This is a genomic window from Spirosoma aerolatum, from assembly GCF_002056795.1.
Taxonomy (GTDB): Bacteria; Bacteroidota; Bacteroidia; order Cytophagales; family Spirosomataceae; genus Spirosoma; species Spirosoma aerolatum.
Window position 1 is genome coordinate 6,258,273 of the sequence record NZ_CP020104.1, and the last position, 20,691, is coordinate 6,278,963.

The following is a 20,691-nucleotide window of genomic DNA, read 5'->3' on the forward strand; positions in this document are numbered from 1 at the left end:
TTGAAATGAATGACTATGGTTTACCTTGACTAATCATCATGTGATTATCCTGACGGGTACTTTGCAGGCCTAAAACTCCGTCAACTACCTCTACTAACTGGTCGGCATTATCGGCCGTAAACGAGCCGGACAGCGTTAGCGACAATAAGGATTTATCAGCCACCTGCGCCGTTATACCATAATTTTCTGCCAGCAGGTAAATAATTTCCTGTAGGGTGGTTCCGTCGAAAACGTAGCGATGCCCCCGCCAGGCCGAATGCATTTCGGGTTGGGAAGTTGTTGTAAGCTGGGCGTGATTCTGACTATCGAGCGTTATTAAATCACCCGGCTTCATAATCATTTTCTGGACGACAGGACCCACTTGTACATTCAATTGAACTTTGCCTTTGCTTAACACGATTTTTGCCTTGCGCTCACGGGCAAACACGGAGAATTCTGTCCCGAGTACAACTACGTCAAACTTCCGGTCGGTCTGAACGACAAAAGGTTGATGGGTAGCCGTATGTTTTACGGAAAATGAAGCTTCTCCTAACAGAAAGACATGTCTAGTGTTCTTGGCAAAACCCCAGCGTGGCAACCGAAGTGATGAATTTGCATTCAAGGTAACCTGACTGCCATCGGGTAGCGTAACTGATTTAGTTTCTCCAAAGTCAGTGCTATAGGTTTGATAATACCAGGCATCTTTTTTCAAGTAGCCAACCGTTAGCAGGACTAGAAGGACTGAAGCAGCTATGGACAATCGAAACCAGTTGGAATCGCCCCTGACCAGATGAACGGTTTTGGGGGTAACTAAGGCAGGCTGTACAACTTCACTGGAATCAATCTTTTCAGCAAATCGATGATAGTTAGCAATGGCCCCCTCTACATTGGCATTGTATTCGGGATGAGCCAGTTCATATTCCTCCAGCCATTTATAAAAAAGTTCTTCGTTTTCTTCAGCAAGCACCCATTCGTCAATCAGTTGTTTTTGTAAGGCAGAGGCATTACCAGACAAATAATCAACGATGAGTTCTTTTGTTATGGTTGACTTCATGGCGTTAACCGAATTGATACCTTCCTCTTTAAGGATAGATTACGGAATGGAAAAATAGGTATGGATAGTTAGTCGATTAGCATACAGACAAATACCAGAAGCCACTTTGCCTTCAGTACGGATCGGATAGCTTTGTTGGCTCGGTACAGTTGAACTTCAACTGTTTTTACGGATAATGTCAACTCTTCAGCAATTTCCTGATACCGTTTCCCCTCGAAGCGATTCATTAAATAAATTCGGCGTCGATCAACCGGCAACGAATTTATTGCCTGCTGTACATCCTGATACAGTTCATCAAACTGGCTCATAGCATCAGGCTGCTGGCTTTCGGCCATAGCAACATCATGCCACACCCCGAGTGGCTCCTGCCGACTTAATTCCCATTTGAGGAAATTATAAGCTCTATTTCGAACGGCGCGAAAGAGATAAAAACGATACGAGGTGGTGATTTCCGTAAAAACCCGGTCCTTATAAACTGTGTAAAATACATCCGAAACAAGGTCTTCGGCTATGGCTCGTCCCCCAACGAACTTAATGGCGTGACTACAGAGTGGCTGAAAATACCGGCGGTATAATAATTCAACTCCTTTTCGATAATCGGCCTCCAGTGCTTTTTTAATAAATAGCTCATCATTCAGTATTGGTGTTGGCAGCTCACCTTTCTCTTTTTCGCCGACTCGTTCGATCATGCGTTTGTGAGACGCATCACCGCCAGATTGACTGTTCAACTGAATCATGTTCTTAGGAAGTAAGCCGTTGTGTCGTATACCTTGCAAGACAAGTAGAATTAAGATTTCACTTACAAGGACTTAAAAAAATTTCATTCGCTGTACCTGAAGACATTCTCTCCGGTTTTTGCTTGCTGACCGAGAATATGTTGGCCGTGATTGGTTTAACGGGGGCGCCCGTGCACTTTCTGGCTGATAGTGCCTTAAGTTTATTATTCGCCTTTCCCAGCAAGACTATTAAGCCGAGATTAGTCAAGGCCAACGGAGCTATGGTAGCCTGTTGCGAAGAGCATTGAAGGGGCGTTTGGTTGATCAATCTGTTGTCATTGGCCAATGCCGTTACCAATTTGTTGCCCTTTATCATCAGGAAGGGGCTCAAAGTAGCGATCCGCTGGTGCTTTTATTAAGTAATAGAGCTTGGAGCAAACGTCAGCTTGCTGATCGCTACCGGATTCACTGGCAGACCGACCGGGTGACCAGAGCCATGTTTATTTAAACACTTAAAATTCAATGGATTCAATCTAGAAGCGCTGGGCTTTCAGCCGTCCGCTAAAATCCGCTTATTAGTCGCCATTGTTGTGCCGGGCCGCCGGCGCGATACTATATATGATTTGTGTAGCCGAAGGCTCCCGCCAGTTCAGCCGTATTCGTCCTCAAAAGAAAGAATTGGGCGTCTTTTTGGCCCGCGAGTCGATCTTTTGCAGGGGCTATTCAATTGGCTACGATTGAGCATTTCTTAGATTGGCTTATGGTTCAAATGAAACGACCTCTGAAGGTAACTATCAGGCTATTTTCCTTCAATTCAAAACAGGCTAAAATTCTCAACAAAATACATTTCAGCTTTTCAAGGAGAATTTTAGCCTGTTTTTTATTTTTTTACTTTTGTGCCGCGCAATTCTGAAACCGCGCACCAATGCACCGGCAAAGCCATGTAATACGAATCGACACCGCACCTTGCTAAAAAGCCTTCACTCCGAAGGCCGTGTGTTATTGTATTACCTAAATTATTTGAAACATGGCTTTATCAACCAAGTACGGGCGAACGTACCATTATCCCTTTTCGCCCGGCACTACCAGCGACGACCGTATCAACTACGATTACGCATCGGATCTGGCTCAAATTCAAACGCTTATTCATACTGAAAAACTGGACGGCGAAAACAACTGCCTGAGTCGCTACGGCGTTTTTGCCCGCTCTCATGCAGCCCCCACTACATCGCCCTGGACCAGCGCCATCCGCCAACGGTGGGAATTGATTCGATATGACCTGGGCAATCTGGAAATCTTTGGGGAGAACCTGTTTGCGATCCACTCCATCCGGTACGAACGGCTGGAAGATCATTTCTTCGTCTTTGCCGTACGAGAGTATGATGTCTGGTTATCGTGGGAAGAAACGCAATTTTACGCCCATTTGCTCGACTTTCCGACTGTACCCGTATTAGGTAGAATCAGCGCTCCGTTACAGGCCAACGATATCGAAGCAGGTGTACGTTCGCTGGCCAGTCTGGGGGGTCGGTTTGGCTCCGTCGATGCCCAGACGGGCGAATTATGCACAATGGAGGGTATTGTTTCGCGGGATTCAGAGTCGTATGCCATAACAGCGTTTCCGCATCGGGTATTCAAATATGTTCGTAAAGGGCACGTTCAGACAAATGAACACTGGACACGTAGCTGGAAACGCGCGCCTTTAGCGTGGGAAAGGAGGAACGTATGAACTGGCAATTAACTGACCGGAAAAGCTGGCCCGATTTGCTGCGCCAGTTCGATTTTGTCCGCGATATGGTAGGCGTTCCGCAAGACCCGGCCCATCATGCCGAAGGTGATGTAGCCGTGCATACCCGCATGGTGCTGGAGGCCCTTGAATTGTTACCGGCTTATCGGGCACTTCCCGCCAACGAACAGGCGATCCTTTGGGCAGCCGCGCTACTGCATGATGTTGAAAAGCGCTCGACAACCATGCAGGAAGGTGATGGACGAATTACCTCCAAAGGCCATGCCCGAAAAGGCGAACGAACCGCTCGACTACTCCTATATGACGCGTATCCGACGCCTTTCATTCAGCGTGAAGCCGTCGCCAGGCTTGTCCGTTATCATGGTTTGCCGCTCTGGATATTTGAGAAAGAAAGCCCACGTCAAGCGCTTTTGCAGGCCAGTCTGGAAGTCAATACGGCCTGGCTGGCGCTGTTGGCCCGCGCCGATGTGCTGGGGCGAGTCTGCGCCGATCAGGACGAGTTGTTGTACCGGATTGATCTGTTTGAGGAGTTCTGCCGCGAGCAGGATTGCTGGGGTAAATCGTATCCGTTTGCGTCAAATCTGACCCGGTTCCAGTATTTCCGACGCGACGATTTGGCTCCCGATTTCCCACTTTACGACGATACCAAAACAACGGTTGTACTATTGAGTGGCTTACCGGGCGTGGGGAAGGACCATTACCTGCTGTCGCACTATCGGGATTGGCCAGTGGTCAGTCTGGATGGTATTCGACGGCAGTTCGGCATCGACCCGTTAGATCGGAAGGGAACAGGCCGGGTTGTCCAAATGGCAAAAGAACAGGCGCGGGCTTATTTGCGAAGCCAGGAGTCGTTTGTCTGGAATGCTACCAACATAACCCGGAACTTACGGTCACAGTTGATTGATTTATTCGTGACCTACGGTGCCTGGGTTAAACTAGTCTATCTGGAAGTACCCAACGCCCGCCGGGTCGAACAGAACGCGAACCGTAAACATCCCGTACCCGAACCAGCCGTTAGCCGTATGCTGGAGAAGCTAGAGATTCCGGCTGTCTGGGAAGCTCATGAGGTTCTATATGAAGTAAGCTAATGCTCGTCCGCGATTGCATCCTGGCTGACTGAGGTTCGCGTCTGTGACGCTAAAGACAAAAATCATGACGAACAACTCATGATGAAATTGTTTTGCCCGTCGCAGATGCGAGTCTCGGCCATCCACTATATAACCGCGAACGAGCTGAAGCAAGGAAAAACTACCCTTGCTGTAATTTTCGCTGCAACGTTTCCAGTTCCAGCTTTCTGGACTGATAAAAGCGATGCTCCCAGCCGCTGGCAAAATTGACCAGTATGAAGAAAAGGACCAGGGCGAATGCGAACCATAGCGGCTTCCCTCCTTCCAGCAAACCAGCTATGACCAGTAAAGCAATGGGCAAATTATTCCAGCGCATGAGTTGGGAGAGTCGTACCTGATAGGTTGTCATGGCGATGGCATGATCCAGTTCGCCAACTAGCGAACGATCAAACCGATTCTCTCGCTGTAATCTGCGGATTCGGCTCACCAAAACGGCTAGTGCAGTAATCAGCATCCAGCCTGCCAGCAGATACATAAACACAGTACTGCCCACCTTTGACACCGTCAGACCAAGTAACAAACCGCCTGCTCCGGCATTAACGCCAATCAGGAGCCATTCGCTGGCATTGGTAATATGGCTGGCCTTCGCCTTTTTCGTATGAATGCGATTGTGCAGCGCATCTTCGTTAATCATGTACATAGGGCGTTGATTTTGAGAGTCCCAGATTTTTTGCAGTTCGTCAAATTCCATATGGATTCAGTTGTTTTGATCGGGCAATCAGTTGTTTCTTGATTCGATTAATCTTCACTCCCACATTCGACTCCGTGATACCCAGCATGGCCGCCATCTCTTTATAGCTGAAGCCATCCAGCAGCAACAGGGTAATGGATCGATCGATTTCATCGAATTTGTGAATCTCTTCGTAGAGCCAGCTCAGGCGCTCGTCGAGTGGTACTTTGGCTTCCTGCAAAACAGCCTGAACCGTGTCGAGCGATTCGCGGCTTTTCGCATACTTTTGCTCTTTGCCAACCCACTTAATAGCGGTGTTGAGCGCAATGCGATAGACCCAGGTATTGACCAACGACTCTTTTCGGAAGGCGGGAATAGAGTGCCATACCTGAATCATTATCTCCTGAAACAGGTCATCCTGATCCATTGTCGTTGCTGCATAAGCCCGAACCACCTTAAAAATCTGCCCTTTATGTTGCTGAAGCCACTTGCCGAAAATATTGTTCTGCTCAGATTCCGTCATGACTTCCTTGGTTTACGCTAATTAGTACGCATCAGGCTTTCATTTCTTACAGATCGGAGCAAAATGACATACACCATAGCATTCTTAAACAACAAACGCGAAGCCAGAAGACTTCGCGTTTGTTGGAGATAATTCCATTATTGCCCGTTGGCGATTGTATCTACCGTTTTTTTCTAGCCGAAAAGTTTCGATTGAATGTCGGTTTACCCGATTTTTCTTTTTTCGGCCCACCCAGCAGTTTATCAGCCAGATCGGGGCGGTTGAGTTTGTTCAGGCGGTTCCGAATCCAGTCTTTGTATTCAGGTTTGTACCAGAAGAAATAGCGGTTTTGCGCCTGTTTCTCATCCCGCGTTTTGGCCGTTTTAACGGGTTTCAGCGTGTACGGATGCACACCTGAGTAGTAGATCACCTCAGCCACAGTCATGGGTGTGGGCGTGAAATCCTGCACCTGTTCGAGCTGAAAACCCATGTCTTTGGTTTCAGCTGCCAGGTTGGCCATGTCTTGTTCTTCACAGCCGGGGTGCGACGAAATGAAGTAGGGAATCAGCGGCTGCTTGAGGTTGTGCTTCTCCTGAATCTGGTCGTATTTTTTCTTGAACAGCTTAAAATACTTGAACGATGGTTTCCGCATAATCCGCAGCGTATCGTCGGCGGTATGTTCAGGAGCCACTTTTAATCGGCCCGATACATGGCGCGTAGTCAGTTGCTCCATGTATTCGTCGTGGTTACCGTCTTCGTTGTTTTTGTTGAAATCATCGACCAGTAGATCGTACCGAACACCCGACCCGACAAACGCTTTCTTGATTTTCGGATGCGCGTCGACCTGACGGTATAACTGCGTTAGAGGCTTATGTGAGGTATCGAGGTTCGAGCAGATAACCGGGTGAATACAGCTTGGACTCTGGCAACGGGCACAGATCGACTCGTCTTTCCCCTTCATCTTATACATATTGGCCGAAGGGCCGCCCAGGTCCGAGATGTATCCCTTAAACTCAGGGTGTTTCGTAATCTCTTCGACTTCACGCATTACTGATTTCTCGCTCCGCGATGCAATAAACTTACCCTGGTGCGCCGAAATAGTACAAAAGCTACAGCCACCGAAACAACCCCGGTGCATATTGACCGAGAATTTGATCATCTCGTAAGCTGGAATCGGCCCACGTTTTTTGTATTTCGGATGCGGCAGACGGGTATACGGCAGATCGAACGACTTATCGATTTCGGTCTCGTCCATCGTTTTGAACGGCGGATTAATCACCAGAACCTGATCGCCAACCTTTTGGGTGATCCGGTTCGCCTGCCACTTGTTGGACTCAACCTCGACAATCTTGAAATTGGCCGCGTACTTGATCTTATCGTCCAGACACTCCTCATGACTCGACAACTCTACTGTATTCCAGTTGTTGTAATCCCGCAGTTCGGTCTGTGCATCATGCATGAATGCCACCTGATTGATATTCCGCATGGACGAAAACGGTACATTTTTCCGAACCAGTTTCAGGATTTCACGCAGAGGCTGCTCTCCCATACCATATACCAGCATATCAGCCCCTGAATCGACCAGAATCGACGGCATCAGTTTATCCTGCCAATAATCGTAGTGGGTTACCCGACGCAGGGACGCTTCAATACCTCCCAGCAGAACGGGCACATCTGGATACAATGTTTTCAGAATGTTGGAATACACAATGGTGGCGTAGTCGGGGCGGAAACCCGCTTCGCCACCGGGGGTATAGGAATCATTGGAACGCAGACGCTTATTGGCCGTGTAATGGTTCACCATCGAATCCATACAGCCTGCCGTTACGCCAAAGAAATATTTAGGGCGACCAAATTTCTTGAAATCGCGTAGATCGTCTTTCCAGTTGGGTTGGGCAATAATGGCTACGCGAAACCCTTCGCTTTCCATAATCCGACCAATAACGGCGGTTCCGAAAGCCGGATGGTCAACATAGGCGTCCCCCGACACCAGCACAATATCCACTTCGTCCCAGCCTCTCTTGTCAACTTCCTGTTTTGTGAGCGGCAACCAATCGGTAAGGGGTCTTTCCAGCATAAATACGTGAGCTAATCTATCTGGAAACCACTGATTAGCTGAAATGATTCACTCAAACGCCGTTCTTAAAAGCTATTGCCAATAGAACACAGATTATTATGATCTTTATGATTTCATCAGTGCTGATCATAAAGATCATAATAATCCGCGTTCTATTGGCCCCGATTCTCTTTCATCAAAATTGCGTAATATCGTTTCGTCTAAACCAAAACCAGGCATGAATACGCTACCCGGACGCCGTCAATTTCTGACAACTGTCACAAAAGCTGTTGGCACGTCACTCCTGATCAATACGCCTTTTCTGACGAAAGCAGGTTCGTCGACCACAGCCACGTTTACCGTTGGGCAAGTGATGGATCTGATTCTGAAAACGATACCCGGCGCCCCATTTCCCAAAACCGTCGATACCCTGAAATCGGGTAGCCCATCCCAGACCATCACGGGAATTATATCGACTATGTTTACGACCATTGAGGTTATTGAAAAAACCATTGCTGCCGGAGCCAACTTCATCATCGCCCACGAACCAACTTTCTACAATCACCTCGACGAAACCGACTGGCTCAGCAACGATCCGGTATTCAAACACAAACATGACCTGCTGACGAAAAATAACATTGCTGTCTGGCGATTCCACGATTATTGGCATTCACATAAACCTGATGGCATTCGGGCTGGCATGCTGTCGGCGTTGGGCTGGGAAAAATACGTAGACCCCGAAAACCCGCAGGTTCTTCTGCTGCCATCAACCACGGTAGGTCAGATTATTACCCATGCCAAGCAGAAACTGGGTATACAGCAGGTGCGGGTCGTTGGTGATACAGCTCAGAAATGCCAGCGCGTGTTGCTGTTGCCGGGTGCTGCGGGTGGTCGAAATCAGATCATGGCTATCGAAAAAGCCAAACCCGATGTGGTACTGTGCGGAGAAGCCAGTGAGTGGGAAACGCCCGAGTACATCCGCGATGCCCGTCGGCAGGGGCAGACCATTTCACTGGTAGTACTGGGTCATATCATGAGCGAAGCCGCCGGGATGGAATGGCTCGTTTCGTGGCTGCAACCCAAAGTACCCGGCGTAAAGGTCAGCTACATTCCGTCGGGCAATCCGTTTAGCTACGAATAGTTTTTCTCAGCCCAACCTCTCTTCCGTTTTGAGAGAGGTTGGGCTGAAGGCATTACTGATTGAACTGAATGCTTTTCAACTGAATAATACCATCGTTGGGTTTGTCGCGCTTCACGACTATCACATACACATCGTGACGACCCGTAAAGGGTGTGTCGAACGTACTGGTTACCTGCGCAGTCTTATTCCAGGCCCCCGTCGCTTTATACGGCACCCGGCTTACCACAGGGCCTGCATACGAGTCCAGCCGCACTTCAATTTCACCATCCTTATCCTGCGATGAATAGTCGTAGGTCAGCGACTTGATGGTCGTCATATCGACGCCTTTCAGCAATACATACGATTTGTGGTTCCCTGCGCTCAGGTTGTTACCGAAACGGGGAAACCCTACATACGCGTCCGCATTGATCGTTTTCACATTAGCACTACGCAGCGTAATAACTTCCGAGCCGGTCAGTGGCCCAACTGCCTTGCCGCCCGGTGTGGATTCGCCCTTATCGGTATAGGATGCCAGGATGGTGTATTGCCCACGGGTCTCTTCGGGTTTGTGCTCGTTCAGCGCCAGACTTCCCTGCAAGGGAAGCGTCTTTTGCTTACGGGCATCGGTCAGCGAGAAAATATACTTGACCATTTCCTGCGCATCCTGCACCGGAATTTGGGGATGGGCGCTCATCAGGTGATCTTTGCTCCAGTTGCCGCCACCGCCTTCAATGATTTTCTTCGCTAGCCGTTCCACACTCCCTGCCTGTCCTTTATACCGATCTGCAACCGCCAGAAACGTCGGCCCAACGGAAGGCTTATCGATGGTATGACAGGCTTTACAATCACTCCCTGCAACCAGGGTTTTTCCAAGTGAGCCATTCCCGACCATCGCCAAATCCTGGTGGCCCTGCTGGGGTCCCAGAACAGGTGTCCCTCGCGGCTGAGCATTGTATTCGTAAACGACTTTAATACGTTTCGGATCAATTTTGCCGTCTTCCTTATCGGTTACTTTGACAGCGTAGGTGAACGGTTTGCCCTCCCAGAAGAACGACTTGTTATCCGGGGTTGCAATCATCACATCAGGTTTAGCATTGCCCACTTTCACGACAATCGTATCGGCTCCAACCAGACCTGTTTGATCGGCCACCCGCAGAATGGCGTTATAAACACCCGGTTGAGTATAGGTGTATGTCGCCATGGGCTGGGTAGCGCCAACCGTTTTGCCATCGAACAACCACTGATAGGTCAGTTTGTCGTCTTCGTCCAGGTCAGTCCCACGTCCACTAAATTTAACCCGCAACGGAGCCGGTCCAACTGCTTCCCGAATCACCGGTGCATTGCGCCCATCAGAAGTCAGGTACGAACGAGCATTCAACTGCGCCATCGCCAATGAATCGACCACATTAGCGCGTACGGTCGGTGCCCGGTTCCCGGTATTGTACTCTATTTTAACTAACCGCGCATCGTCGTTGTCAGCGCCATATACTGAGCCATATTCAAGCATATACATTACCCCGTCTTTGCCAAAAGCCAGATCGATGGGCCGCCGAAAATCGCCGTTACCAGCCATGAAGGGTTCGGTACGGACGTAATTATCGTTCTTGTCGATGCGGAGAGCCATTACCCAGTTGCGCATCCAGTCGAAAATGAACAGCGCCCCATCGTAGTATTCCGGGAATTTGTTTTTAGAGGCCGAATTGGGATCGTACGTATAAAACTCCCCTGCCATTGCACTTCGTCCACCCTGCCCCAACTCCGGAAACTCCTTCGAGGCCGCATACGGATACCAGATCATCGCCGGATTTACGGGCGGCAGGTGCTTCAGCCCCGTGCTTTTGGGCGAATCGTTTACCGGGTCATTTGGATCAAAACGAGAGCCAATGGCATTGGTAGCAAAATCATTGGCTGCATACGGCTGACTGTTACCAATGAACAACGGCCAGCCAAAATTGCCCGCTTTTTTAGCCTGATTAAATTCGTCGTAGCCCCGTGGTCCCAGCGTACTGTCTTTCCCGGCATCTGGCCCGATTTCGCCCCAATACAGTACCGACGATTTAGGGTTCAGTGCAATACGATAGGGATTTCGCAGGCCCATCGTATAAATTTCAGGGCGGGTTTGTGCCGTACCTTTCGGAAAAAGATTGCCTTCGGGAATGGTATACGTGCCATCGGTCTGGGGCCGGATGCGCAGGATTTTACCCCGTAAATCGTTCGTATTAGCGGCTGTTCCCCGCGCATCAGCGGCTAAATGATCGGGTCGGGCATCGATCGGTGCGTAACCGATCGACGGGAAAGGGTTGGTGTGATCACCTGTCGAGAGATAAAGATTGCCTTCTTTATCGAAGGCCAGCGAACCGCCATGGTGAGCACCCGACTCAGCGATACTGGGCACTTTAAGCAGCACTTTTTCGGATGACAGATCAATCGTATTGTCGTCTTTCAGGGTAAACCGCGACAGGTTATACGACGGATCCTTGTCGAACGGGGGCGAATAATAGACATAGAACCAGTGATTGGCAGCAAAGTTCGGATCGAGGGTAATGCCCTGTAAACCATGCCCGAATTTGGTGGGTGCGTCGAACTTATGGACTAGCTGGTGCTTGTTGGTCTTCGTGTCATAGACCGACAGATTGCCACTACGCTCGGTAAAGAAAACCCGACCATCGTTGGCAACTGCCACTTCCATCGGCTCGTTTAAATCGTTGACCAGAACCGTTTTCACGAACCGATTATCCTCGGGCATCACCACTGAATATGACTTACTATAATCCAGCGGCTTACCACTCCCCATTACCCAGTTGAGTGCTCCCAGCAGGTGCTGTACGAACAACGGTTCGCTGAAGCTTTCGTCGGTATGGCCTCCACCCGTATAATACGCCCGGCCGCCATCGAACTCATGATACCACGCAATTGGGTGATTAGCGCCATTGATTCCACCGTCGTAGGTGTTTTCATCCAGGTTAGCCAGTACGTGCAGATCCGTGTAGAGTGATCGATAATTATACCACTCGTCGGTACGCTCCCAATGGTCGGGAAGCATATTGGTCGACCTATGACTCTTATCCAGTACATCGACGGTTGCTTTCCGCACGTTGGAGTTGCTGGGATGGCTGGCAAAATAGCCCCCTACCAGTTTGTTGTACCAGGGCCAGTCGTATTCGGTATCGGCAGCCGCGTGGATGCCCAAATAACCGCCACCTGCCTGAATGTATCGCTCAAAAGCGGCCTGTTGTACCTGATTCAGCACATTACCAGTAGTACTGAGCCAGATAACGGCCTGATAATGTTTCAGACTATCATCGTTGAAATAGTCAGCATTTTTGGTGGTATCGACCCGAAAGTTATTTTCCCGCCCCAATTTCTGAATGGCGGCAATCCCAGACGGGATAGAGGTATGTTTCCACCCTTTCGTTTTCGAAAAGACCAACACGCGTTTGGGCGCAACAGGCACGGGTGGCGTTGGCGCAGTTGCAACCGTAGAAGTCGAGGTTGTTTTCGTGACTGTGGTTGTGGTAACCGTTTTTGGATTACTGGCACAGGCATACAAGCCAGCCGCAGCACCTAGAGTAGCCAGCCAGCGAAGTATAGGCTTAGGAGAGTTCGTTAACGTAATCATAAAAAAGGTAGGTTGGGCCTTCGAATCGGTCACAGATCTTATCTCTTTTTGAGCCGAATCGACTAGCTGGTTAATAAGCAAATTGGCGCTCCAAACTACCTGTATTCTGTGGTTCGGTATTGGCCTAATCGGACTATACAGTAAATAGCAATTCCAACAAAAACACTACTTAGGAAGAACTACTTACTCATCAAATAACCTACTGGTGCTGATTTTAATCATGAAAGCAAAAGTTCGTGTATGAATTCAGCCTGTTCATGTACTCTTCAGCCGTGTTGATAAACTCATTAAAAACAGACTTCCATTCCACTTACTCAAAATTTATTTTTGTTGTTACTGGGTCTTTGAAGGACGCTTGTATAAGCCATTGACTATTGCCTATGAACACCAGTAGGTGGTGTTCGGCCCGCCGTTTTTATTATGAAAAAAAGACTGACTATTGCAAAAGGCCATTACCGATTCGATACCAATGCTGTTCTTTACCTAACTGGCGATGCCAATTACTGCTATGTGCACATGCTCAACGGCGACATGGTTTTGACCAGTCGTACGCTGAAGTGGTTCGAAAAGCAGTGGCCCTCCTTTCTGCGGGTCCATAAACATGCGCTCGTCAATCCACAGCATGCATTTCAGGTAAACAGAGCCGCTCGGCTCACCTCGCCCAGCTACTTGATCATGCGCGATCAGACTCAGCTTCTGATCTCCCGTCGGCGTTTATCGGATGTAGTTGAGCAATTAAGTCCACTGCACAAAATCGTTTATGCTAAACGGCATCGGTCAGCCATTATGTCCTGAGATCAATCAATAAAAAACCCTCTATCTCACCGGCGAAGAAAACTATAGGCACATCCACCTCATCAATGGCGACGTGATTTTGATGTCGCGCACCTTAAAAGGGTTTGAAAAACGCTGGCCCTCGTTCGTACGAGTCCACAAACACGCCCTGATCAATTCCCAGCATGCGTTTCGAGTAAAGTGAGCTGCCCGATTAACGCTACCCGGTTACCTGGTTATGCGGGATCAGACCCAGTTGCTCATTTCCCGTCGGCGCCAGGGAGATCGCCCAATTAAGCTTCATGCCAGAAATAGGATACGAACGTCAATCCTATCTTCTCCAAGCAGCTGTAGGTCATAGAATCCTGATTCCAGGTGCATATAAAGTCAGCCCTTAGACTTATGTTTTTAGTCTCCTTCCTACATGTATTCTGGCAATAGGTTAGGCCAGTGGAATACTCGCTTTATCAGCCTGACTGATGACGAACTGACGGGCTTCGTCATACTCTTCTGCCGTGCGGAGGTGCTCCAACATCATAGGCACTTCGCGCGGTAGAGCCGTTACATTACGGATGTACGTTTGATAATCCATCTGCCCCCGCCCCGGCATGGTTTCGGCAAAATGGCCGTCTTTTCCATAAATGTCCTTGGCATGAACAGATACGATCCAGCGGCCTAGCTTCTGAAACGTTTCGTTGATAAGGGCTGTGTTGTTATAATAGCGTGCTGGACTGTTGATGATATTGGCAATGTCGACATGAGCAGCAAAGGCAGGCCGATCGATGGCGTTGATAAACTGGAGGTACGAATCCGGCCCATCGGGTAAGCTCCAGCCCATCATTTCGAGGGCAAATCGGGCTCGCCTGGGCTTCACGGCATCGATCACTTTCCGGCAGTTTTCAACCGTTGCGTCGATGTATTCCTGAGTCAGGTTTCGGGCATCGGGACCATCCCATTGGGTACGGTTGAACGACCCGGCAATGTTCACGCAGGTAAGGGCACCAACCGCTTCGGCCAGTGCCAGTCGTTCTGTCACGTAATCCAGGTTTTTCTTCCGTTTTACCGCATCGGCCTCCAGCATATTTACCCACGCCCCCACCTCAGCGATAAGTACATTCTGACTAGCAAAGGCTTTCCGAATGGCATCAATCCGGGTCGTATCTGTGAGTTCTACCTTCGGAACGTAGGCCGCGCTGTAGCGTAACCGGCGATGTTCGCGGGCCAACTCGGCGGGATCATCGCTTTTCAGAAAAATAGGCCCGCCTAACCGTAGCGGGTTTTGTTTCGTCGGTTGACGGTCAACTAGCGAAGGTAGCAAAATACTACCCGCCAGCACGGACGACGATTGCAGAAATTTACGACGCGAAAGAGAAACCATAAGTTTACCAATCAACGTTTTTTACCTTTCCCCAGCCATAGTAATGCGTCGATCAGGAAGCGGTTCTGGGCTTCGCTACTGAACGACGATGAAAGCTCCCGGTTAGTTTTCCCTTCGTAATCGATGTCGTTATGACCCATGTTTACGTAAACCATTTTATACTTTTTGTTCGTCCAGACTACCGGATAGTACCCACTATGCCAGATTTCGTGGGGTTTCGGCCCCGTACCTAACGGAAAGCTAGTGGAATCGATCGACATGAGGATGTCGATATCAGGATTGGCTTTCAGATCATTCGTCCAGCGATACCACTCATTGGGAGCCGCTTTGAAGGTTGCGGGCAACCGCTTCGTAGTCGGGTGTTTTCGATCTTCGACCCGTAAAATAGCCGATGTAGGTCGCCAGGTGTTGCTTTTGTACGATCCGGCCCCAATAAATTCGTTGTGGTACCAGTCCCAGTTTTGCGGGTATTTGGAGGGCGTGAGGGCGAAAGCGGCAAAATGAAACCCTAACCAGCTTCCGCCATTTTCCATGTATTTCTGAAAGGCTTCCCGCTGGGCTGGTTCATCGGGTCGGGTGTCCAGAAACAGCACCACCTGATAGGTAGCCAGAAAGGCCGGGTTCAGATTATCCCAGTTGCTGGTCGAATCATACGAAAATCCATATTGCTCACCCATCTTCGGAAACCATCGATTGGCTTCGTGCACAAAGCTGATGTGGGCGCGGTCGTTTTGGGCCGTATAAAACGCAACAACCCGGAATTTGGGATTTTGCTGGGCCTGTAATCCAGTTATCAGCCAGAACAGGCATAGTGTCAGGCTATACGCAAGTTGTCTCTGAAAATAGATCATGAAATCAATTAATGCATTCCTGGTATCTGAATACCTTAATTGGCGGTTTCTACTCCATTTTGAGCACGCGGCCCACTTCTTTATGATATAATCGGCCAATGGGTAGCTCCTGACCAGCTATATCGACGTAACTGGGCGTGTAAGCATTGATCTTGTCGATGGCAACAATGTAAGATCGGTGAATGCGCAGAAAGCCAGCGTCGGGTAGCATCTCCTCCAGCGAACTGATGCTTTGTTTGACTACTAAGGGTTTGGCAGACGTTGTTACAATTTTGACGTAATCTTTCAGGCTCTCCACATACAGAATATCGCGGATAAACACTTTCACCATTTTACGGTCGGCCCGGAAATAGAGAAACGAGTATTCGGTCGCCGTGGTGACCGGCTTTTCACTCATCGATTCCGGCTCATTGTCCAGCACTTCTGCTCCTATCGCACTGGGCTCAATCCGCATAACTTTCGACACCGCCCGCAAAAATCGCTCAAACGAAATTGGTTTCAGCAGGTAATCAACGGCATCCAGCTCGAACCCATCCAGAGCATAATCGCGATAGGCCGTTGTAAAAATAACTTTGGGCGGCTGCCGCATACTGCGCACAAAATCGGTGCCGAGCAGTTTGGGCATTTTAATGTCTAAAAACAGCAGATCGACCGGTGTCGACTGTAACAGCCCGAATGCCTGAATGGCATTATGGCACTTACCCACAATAGTCAGACCATCAATCATCGCAATGTGCGATTCAATCACAGCCAGTGCCGGGGGTTCATCATCGACCAATAAGCAGCGTATCGGAGGCATGGACAACTACGTAGTGCGAAACAAAATAGCCAAGGTAACAAATCAGGCGGTTTCTACCAACTGGGCAACAGGTGTTGCAGGCATCGTTTTCACGGATTGCAGATCTAAGGTTAATAAAACCATAAAGGTTTCTTCTTCAGCCACAATTCGTAAATCATGGCGACCTTCGTAGAGCAGTTTCAGCCGTTTTTTTACATTCTGAAGCCCAATTCCTCCCACATATCCATCCGTTTGCTCCGGTATTTCGCGGCTGTTGATTACTTTAAATTTCAACTGATTACCCTGCACCGACAACTCAATATGCATCCAGGCTTGCTCCAGCTGTTCACTAGCCCCATGCTTAAACGCATTTTCCAGAAAAGGGACGAGTAAAAGCGGGGCTATCAGTTTGGTCTGATAGTCGCCGGTAAGGCTAAGCGACAAATCGAGCCGATCGCCGTACCGGAGCTGTTCCAGTCCGATGTAATTACGCATGAAAGCAATTTCTTTCTGAAGCGGCACTTCAGGCGCATTGCAGTCGTAGAGCATGTAACTCAGCAATTCTGACAATTTTAAAACCACTTCGGGCGAATGCTCCGATTTGTGCAGCGTGAGTCCATACAGATTATTTAGCGTGTTGAACAGAAAGTGCGGATGTACCTGCGATTTCAGCAACTGCAATTCGGCCTGTAACTTTTCGTGCTCGACCTGCTGATACGCTTCCTGTTTCTGATACCAGATTTTCACCAGCTTGATAGCTACCGCAAACCCCGCAATGGTCGTGGCTCCACGCATCCCCGCCATCATAGCAAAAAAGAAGCTGTTGCCGGAGTATCGATGGAAAACCGACATACGGATCGGATACACCACAAACTCAGCCAGGACCGCCGACAGAGCGGCTGTCGCGATCACGAGCAATATGGTACTTAAAACAGCCATCAAATACCATCCCCGCATCAGATAACGCGGTATTACCCAATACATCAGGCTGTACGACAAAAACATATGCGCTGGCATGAACAGAATCGAATCGATACCCGCCACCGTAAACCCTTTCAGAAAAGCCATTGGCCAGGCAACCCCTTCATGCAACAGGTAATTTGCTGGCAGAAATCCGTAGGTCAGCGTAAAAAAGATCATCCAGACAGTCCAGAACAATCCATGCCGGATCAATCGCTGCCGGGGTTGATTGGAGAAGACAAATTCTTTGTTCAGGCGTTGCATAGCTCATCCGATTACATACCCGAAGATAGATAAACAGAGCCGCTTCACCTACCGAACGATTCGTTAGTCGACAGACGACAGGCTTACGTCGCTGAACGGCTCTGTTTCGCCTGAAACAACATTCATAGACGGATGGCTGACGTATAGCGATAAACGATGGTAAACCAGCGAATTTTCGGGCATCCAATTGATTGATCCACTAGGTTTGATCCAGTTAACAACAAATCGAAAACACACAAGCACAAAACAATGAATACACGTAAACACCTCTGCCTAAGCATTATTGGCCTTTTCTTCCTGGCTACCTCATTCGGGACACAAGCCCAGTCATTGAACACATTTACTACACCACAGGATGGATTCTGGGTAGTCGAAACAACTCCCAAAAGTAGTGTCTCAATTGTTCGCTTTTATACCAACGACCAACGTCTGATTTATCAGGAAACCATCAGCCGAAAGTTGAATATTCGTCGCCTACAAATCAAGAAACAACTAAACGTTGCGCTTGAACAGGCTTTGTTTGTTTGGAATGCTACCCATAAAGTCCCAACCGACCGTCAATGGGTGGCTATGCAGTTCGATAAATAGTTTGAAGAGGGCAGTGCGTAGCGTAGTACCACCTGTATAGGCTTGTTCGGATCAAATCCCGTACTCGAAACTTCAAACTATTTTTTTAGAAAACTTTTTAACGCAGCGGGCGACCAGTTGAACAGGTCGCCCGCTACTTGTTTCTCAGATCAGGCGTAGGGCAAACTTAGTCCGCAACCTGCGATGTTACCCCTGGCTTATAAAATGCTTCGACCAATTGCCGGGCCCGAACCGATGGATGATCATTCTGCCAATCGATACCATCAAATGCAGCCAGTTTGGCAGGCTGGTCGTAATACACATCGCTGAGATGATGTGCTGTGATCAAATAAATCGGCGAGTTGAGTTCCCGACTAAAATAGTAGGTATTCCAACCTGCCCCGGTAATGGTATTGGCGGGCAAACTGTAGATAATTACCCGATCGGCATGCTCAATCCGATAAAGCTGGCCGTCCACAATCCGGTAATCGACGCCAAGTTTACGTTCTCCCCATAAATTAGCCATCGACAGTTTAAACTCCTGATGGTTAGGCTCATCGACTTTCACAACTGGCTCAAATACTTCATTCTTGAGCCGATAGCCCGGCTGGCCGGTGTCGAAGCCATCGGTTAAGGTACGTGCGGCAAAATCGGAAGCCGACCGATAAATTCCATTGTCAGGGAAGGGCATTCGTTGGGCATTTTGTTGACCCAGAACAGAAAATGGCAATGCGGCAAGCACTGCAAAAGCAATCGTTTTCATACTCATTGACGATTAAAATGAAACAAAAGAATCAACCCACTAGGAAGTGGCAACCTGCTTACACGGTTTGGTAGCTCTATATCATCAATCGATTCGATGGCGGTTGTAAACAGATTTCCGCCTGCCCTGCAAACTTGAGTCGGTTAGATTAGGATGACCTAAAAACGACTTTAACAATCCATTAAAAAATTAGTCAGTCTGCTGGGTCTGCCTCCTATGGGTCGGGTAAATCGAAACGCCCGGCGGCTTTGTATAGAAACCTCTCAACTCTATGCAATCCAACAGACGCACGTTTATCAGGACCCTGTCAGCGGCTTCGGCAATTGTCGCAACGGAGGGGCTTGCCAAGCCATTCGGCGCTCCTGCATACATCCCCAATCTGATGAAAGTTAGTCCGAACGATAAAATTCGGATTGCAACCATCGGAATGGGTATTCAGGGTAATTTCGACACACGAGCGGCCCTACGTAACCCAGACATTGAACTGGTTGGGGTTGCTGATCTATATACGGGTCGGCTTGAGCACGCTAAAACCGAATACGGCAAGGATAATACGCTGTTTACAACCCGCGATTACCGCGAAATTCTGGCCCGTCCCGATGTTGATGCGGTGCTGGTTGTAACCCCCGACCACTGGCACGACCATATTACCATAGCCGCCTTGAAAGCCGGTAAACATGTGTACTGCGAGAAGCCGATGGTCCAGCACCTGAATGAAGGCAAAGCCGTGATTGATGCCTGGAAAAAATCGGGTAAGACCATGCAGGTCGGTAGCCAGCGCATCAGCAGTGCCGCCTTTCAGGAAGCCAAACGACTGGTCGAAGCGGGTGAAATTGGGGCCATCAATTACATTGAATCGAACAGCGACCGTTTCAACGCCATAGGTGCCTGGAACTACTCGATTCCACCCGATGCCTCGCCCCAAACCGTCGACTGGGACCGATTCCTGGGCGACGCACCCAAGCGTCCGTTCGATGCCACCCGGTTCTTCCGCTGGCGAAACTATAAGGATTACGGTACGGGCGTTGCGGGCGATCTGTTCATCCACCTCATTACCGGGGTTCACTTCGTGACCAACACGCTGGGGCCAACCCGGATTTTCTCGTCGGGCAACCTGGCCTACTGGAAAGATGGTCGCGACGTACCCGACGTGATGTCTTGCATCATGGATTACCCCAAAACCGACCAGCACGAGGCATTTCAGATGGTACTCCGGGTAAACTTCGCCAACGCGGGTAAAATCAGTAATGTTACACGCATCATCGGCAACGAAGGTCAGATCGAGTTTTCGGAAGATAATCTCATTATGACCAAGAAGAAGTTGCCCATTGCACCCGGCTACGGCAACTACGATAGCTTCTTTACCTTTACGGAACCCGTTCAGCAGGAATTTGTCAAACAGTACGACGCCAAATATCCGCCCGATACGCGCACCGCTGAGCCGGTAAAAGAAGTGAAGTTTACCGCTCCGAAAGACGATGACGCTCACGCCAAACACTTCGGCAACTTCTTCGAAAACGTTCGTAAAGGTAGTCAGGGTACAGTCGAAGATCCAGTATTCGGCTTCCGGGCAGCGGCTCCTGTACTGGCCTGTAACGAAAGCTATTTCGAACAAAAAGTGGTGTATTGGGACCCGGTTACGATGACGCAGAAGAATCCATCGGCCCCCGCATCAGGAAAAAAGAAACCGTCTGTAACGGCTTCGTCAAAAACGGCAGCGAAGAAATCGTAATGACTTATGCGTAACTAACTTTCTGAGTAGCCCCACC

At 49.1% G+C, this 20,691-nt stretch carries 18 protein-coding genes; 7 read left to right on the top strand and 11 right to left on the bottom strand.

The features are described from left to right. Positions 1-13 precede the first annotated feature (13 nt). Positions 14-1,033 carry a FecR family protein gene (locus B5M13_RS25955; protein ID WP_080058442.1) on the bottom strand — a complete coding sequence of 340 codons (1,020 nt, stop codon included), beginning with the start codon at positions 1,031-1,033 and terminating at the stop codon, positions 14-16. 68 nt (positions 1,034-1,101) lie between these two features. Next, positions 1,102-1,770, bottom strand: a complete 669-nt coding sequence (locus tag B5M13_RS25960) for an RNA polymerase sigma-70 factor (protein ID WP_245859502.1) — start codon at positions 1,768-1,770, stop codon at positions 1,102-1,104. 1,006 nt (positions 1,771-2,776) lie between these two features. Between B5M13_RS25960 and B5M13_RS25970 the strand changes: the two genes are divergently transcribed. Further along, on the top strand, positions 2,777-3,475 hold the full coding sequence (locus tag B5M13_RS25970; protein ID WP_080058445.1) for an RNA ligase family protein: 699 nt from the start codon (positions 2,777-2,779) through the stop codon (positions 3,473-3,475). Beyond that, complete coding sequence (locus B5M13_RS25975; RefSeq protein WP_080058446.1) at positions 3,472-4,581, top strand: AAA family ATPase; 1,110 nt, start codon at positions 3,472-3,474, stop codon at positions 4,579-4,581. The genes B5M13_RS25970 and B5M13_RS25975 overlap by 4 nt, the downstream gene beginning before the upstream one ends. 160 nt (positions 4,582-4,741) lie before the next feature. Here the strand turns inward: B5M13_RS25975 and B5M13_RS25980 are convergent, their stop codons facing one another. The 3 genes from B5M13_RS25980 to B5M13_RS25990 all read right to left on the bottom strand — a co-directional run bounded on the left by B5M13_RS25980 (position 4,742) and on the right by B5M13_RS25990 (position 7,869). Further along, a complete protein-coding gene (locus B5M13_RS25980) occupies positions 4,742-5,311 on the bottom strand; it encodes a hypothetical protein (protein WP_080058447.1) in 570 nt (189 codons plus the stop codon). Continuing rightward, the gene (locus B5M13_RS25985; protein WP_080058448.1) at positions 5,301-5,813 is read right to left on the bottom strand and encodes an RNA polymerase sigma factor; all 513 of its coding nucleotides are present in this window, start codon (positions 5,811-5,813) and stop codon (positions 5,301-5,303) included. The genes B5M13_RS25980 and B5M13_RS25985 overlap by 11 nt, the downstream gene beginning before the upstream one ends. 160 nt (positions 5,814-5,973) lie before the next feature. Further along, positions 5,974-7,869, bottom strand: a complete 1,896-nt coding sequence (locus tag B5M13_RS25990; protein ID WP_080058449.1) for a YgiQ family radical SAM protein — start codon at positions 7,867-7,869, stop codon at positions 5,974-5,976. A gap of 217 nt (positions 7,870-8,086) precedes the next feature. Between B5M13_RS25990 and B5M13_RS25995 the strand changes: the two genes are divergently transcribed. Next, the gene (locus B5M13_RS25995; protein WP_080058450.1) at positions 8,087-8,989 is read left to right on the top strand and encodes a Nif3-like dinuclear metal center hexameric protein; all 903 of its coding nucleotides are present in this window, start codon (positions 8,087-8,089) and stop codon (positions 8,987-8,989) included. A gap of 52 nt (positions 8,990-9,041) precedes the next feature. Here B5M13_RS25995 and B5M13_RS26000 read toward each other — a convergent pair whose 3' ends face one another. After that, positions 9,042-12,587, bottom strand: coding sequence for a ThuA domain-containing protein (locus B5M13_RS26000; RefSeq protein ID WP_080060083.1), 3,546 nt, complete (start codon positions 12,585-12,587; stop codon positions 9,042-9,044). 420 nt (positions 12,588-13,007) lie between these two features. Here B5M13_RS26000 and B5M13_RS26005 point away from each other — a divergent pair, with 420 nt between their 5' ends. Beyond that, complete coding sequence (locus B5M13_RS26005) at positions 13,008-13,382, top strand: LytR/AlgR family response regulator transcription factor (RefSeq protein WP_080058451.1); 375 nt, start codon at positions 13,008-13,010, stop codon at positions 13,380-13,382. 73 nt (positions 13,383-13,455) lie between these two features. Continuing rightward, complete coding sequence (locus B5M13_RS34275; RefSeq protein ID WP_245859503.1) at positions 13,456-13,566, top strand: LytTR family transcriptional regulator DNA-binding domain-containing protein; 111 nt, start codon at positions 13,456-13,458, stop codon at positions 13,564-13,566. Between the two features lie 237 nt (positions 13,567-13,803). Here B5M13_RS34275 and B5M13_RS26015 read toward each other — a convergent pair whose 3' ends face one another. From B5M13_RS26015 to B5M13_RS26030, 4 genes are read right to left on the bottom strand one after another with little or no spacing between them, the layout of a single operon-like run. After that, positions 13,804-14,739 carry a sugar phosphate isomerase/epimerase family protein gene (locus tag B5M13_RS26015; protein ID WP_080060084.1) on the bottom strand — a complete coding sequence of 312 codons (936 nt, stop codon included), beginning with the start codon at positions 14,737-14,739 and terminating at the stop codon, positions 13,804-13,806. 11 nt (positions 14,740-14,750) lie between these two features. Continuing rightward, a complete protein-coding gene (locus B5M13_RS26020) occupies positions 14,751-15,590 on the bottom strand; it encodes a ThuA domain-containing protein (RefSeq protein WP_080058452.1) in 840 nt (279 codons plus the stop codon). A gap of 49 nt (positions 15,591-15,639) precedes the next feature. Next, entirely contained in the window at positions 15,640-16,389 is a 750-nt protein-coding gene (locus B5M13_RS26025; protein WP_080058453.1) for a LytR/AlgR family response regulator transcription factor, read from the bottom strand. A 42-nt stretch (positions 16,390-16,431) separates the two neighbouring features. Then, positions 16,432-17,592 carry a sensor histidine kinase gene (locus B5M13_RS26030; RefSeq protein ID WP_080058454.1) on the bottom strand — a complete coding sequence of 387 codons (1,161 nt, stop codon included), beginning with the start codon at positions 17,590-17,592 and terminating at the stop codon, positions 16,432-16,434. 249 nt (positions 17,593-17,841) lie between these two features. Between B5M13_RS26030 and B5M13_RS26035 the strand changes: the two genes are divergently transcribed. Next, positions 17,842-18,180 (top strand): hypothetical protein, encoded by a 339-nt coding sequence (locus tag B5M13_RS26035; RefSeq protein WP_080058455.1) that lies wholly within the window; start codon positions 17,842-17,844, stop codon positions 18,178-18,180. 166 nt (positions 18,181-18,346) lie between these two features. Here the strand turns inward: B5M13_RS26035 and B5M13_RS26040 are convergent, their stop codons facing one another. Then, a complete protein-coding gene (locus tag B5M13_RS26040; RefSeq protein WP_080058456.1) occupies positions 18,347-18,922 on the bottom strand; it encodes a hypothetical protein in 576 nt (191 codons plus the stop codon). A gap of 271 nt (positions 18,923-19,193) precedes the next feature. On the opposite strand from B5M13_RS26040, the gene B5M13_RS26045 reads away from it, so the two are divergent. Continuing rightward, positions 19,194-20,654 (top strand): Gfo/Idh/MocA family protein, encoded by a 1,461-nt coding sequence (locus B5M13_RS26045; protein WP_080058457.1) that lies wholly within the window; start codon positions 19,194-19,196, stop codon positions 20,652-20,654. Positions 20,655-20,691: the final 37 nt, after the last annotated feature.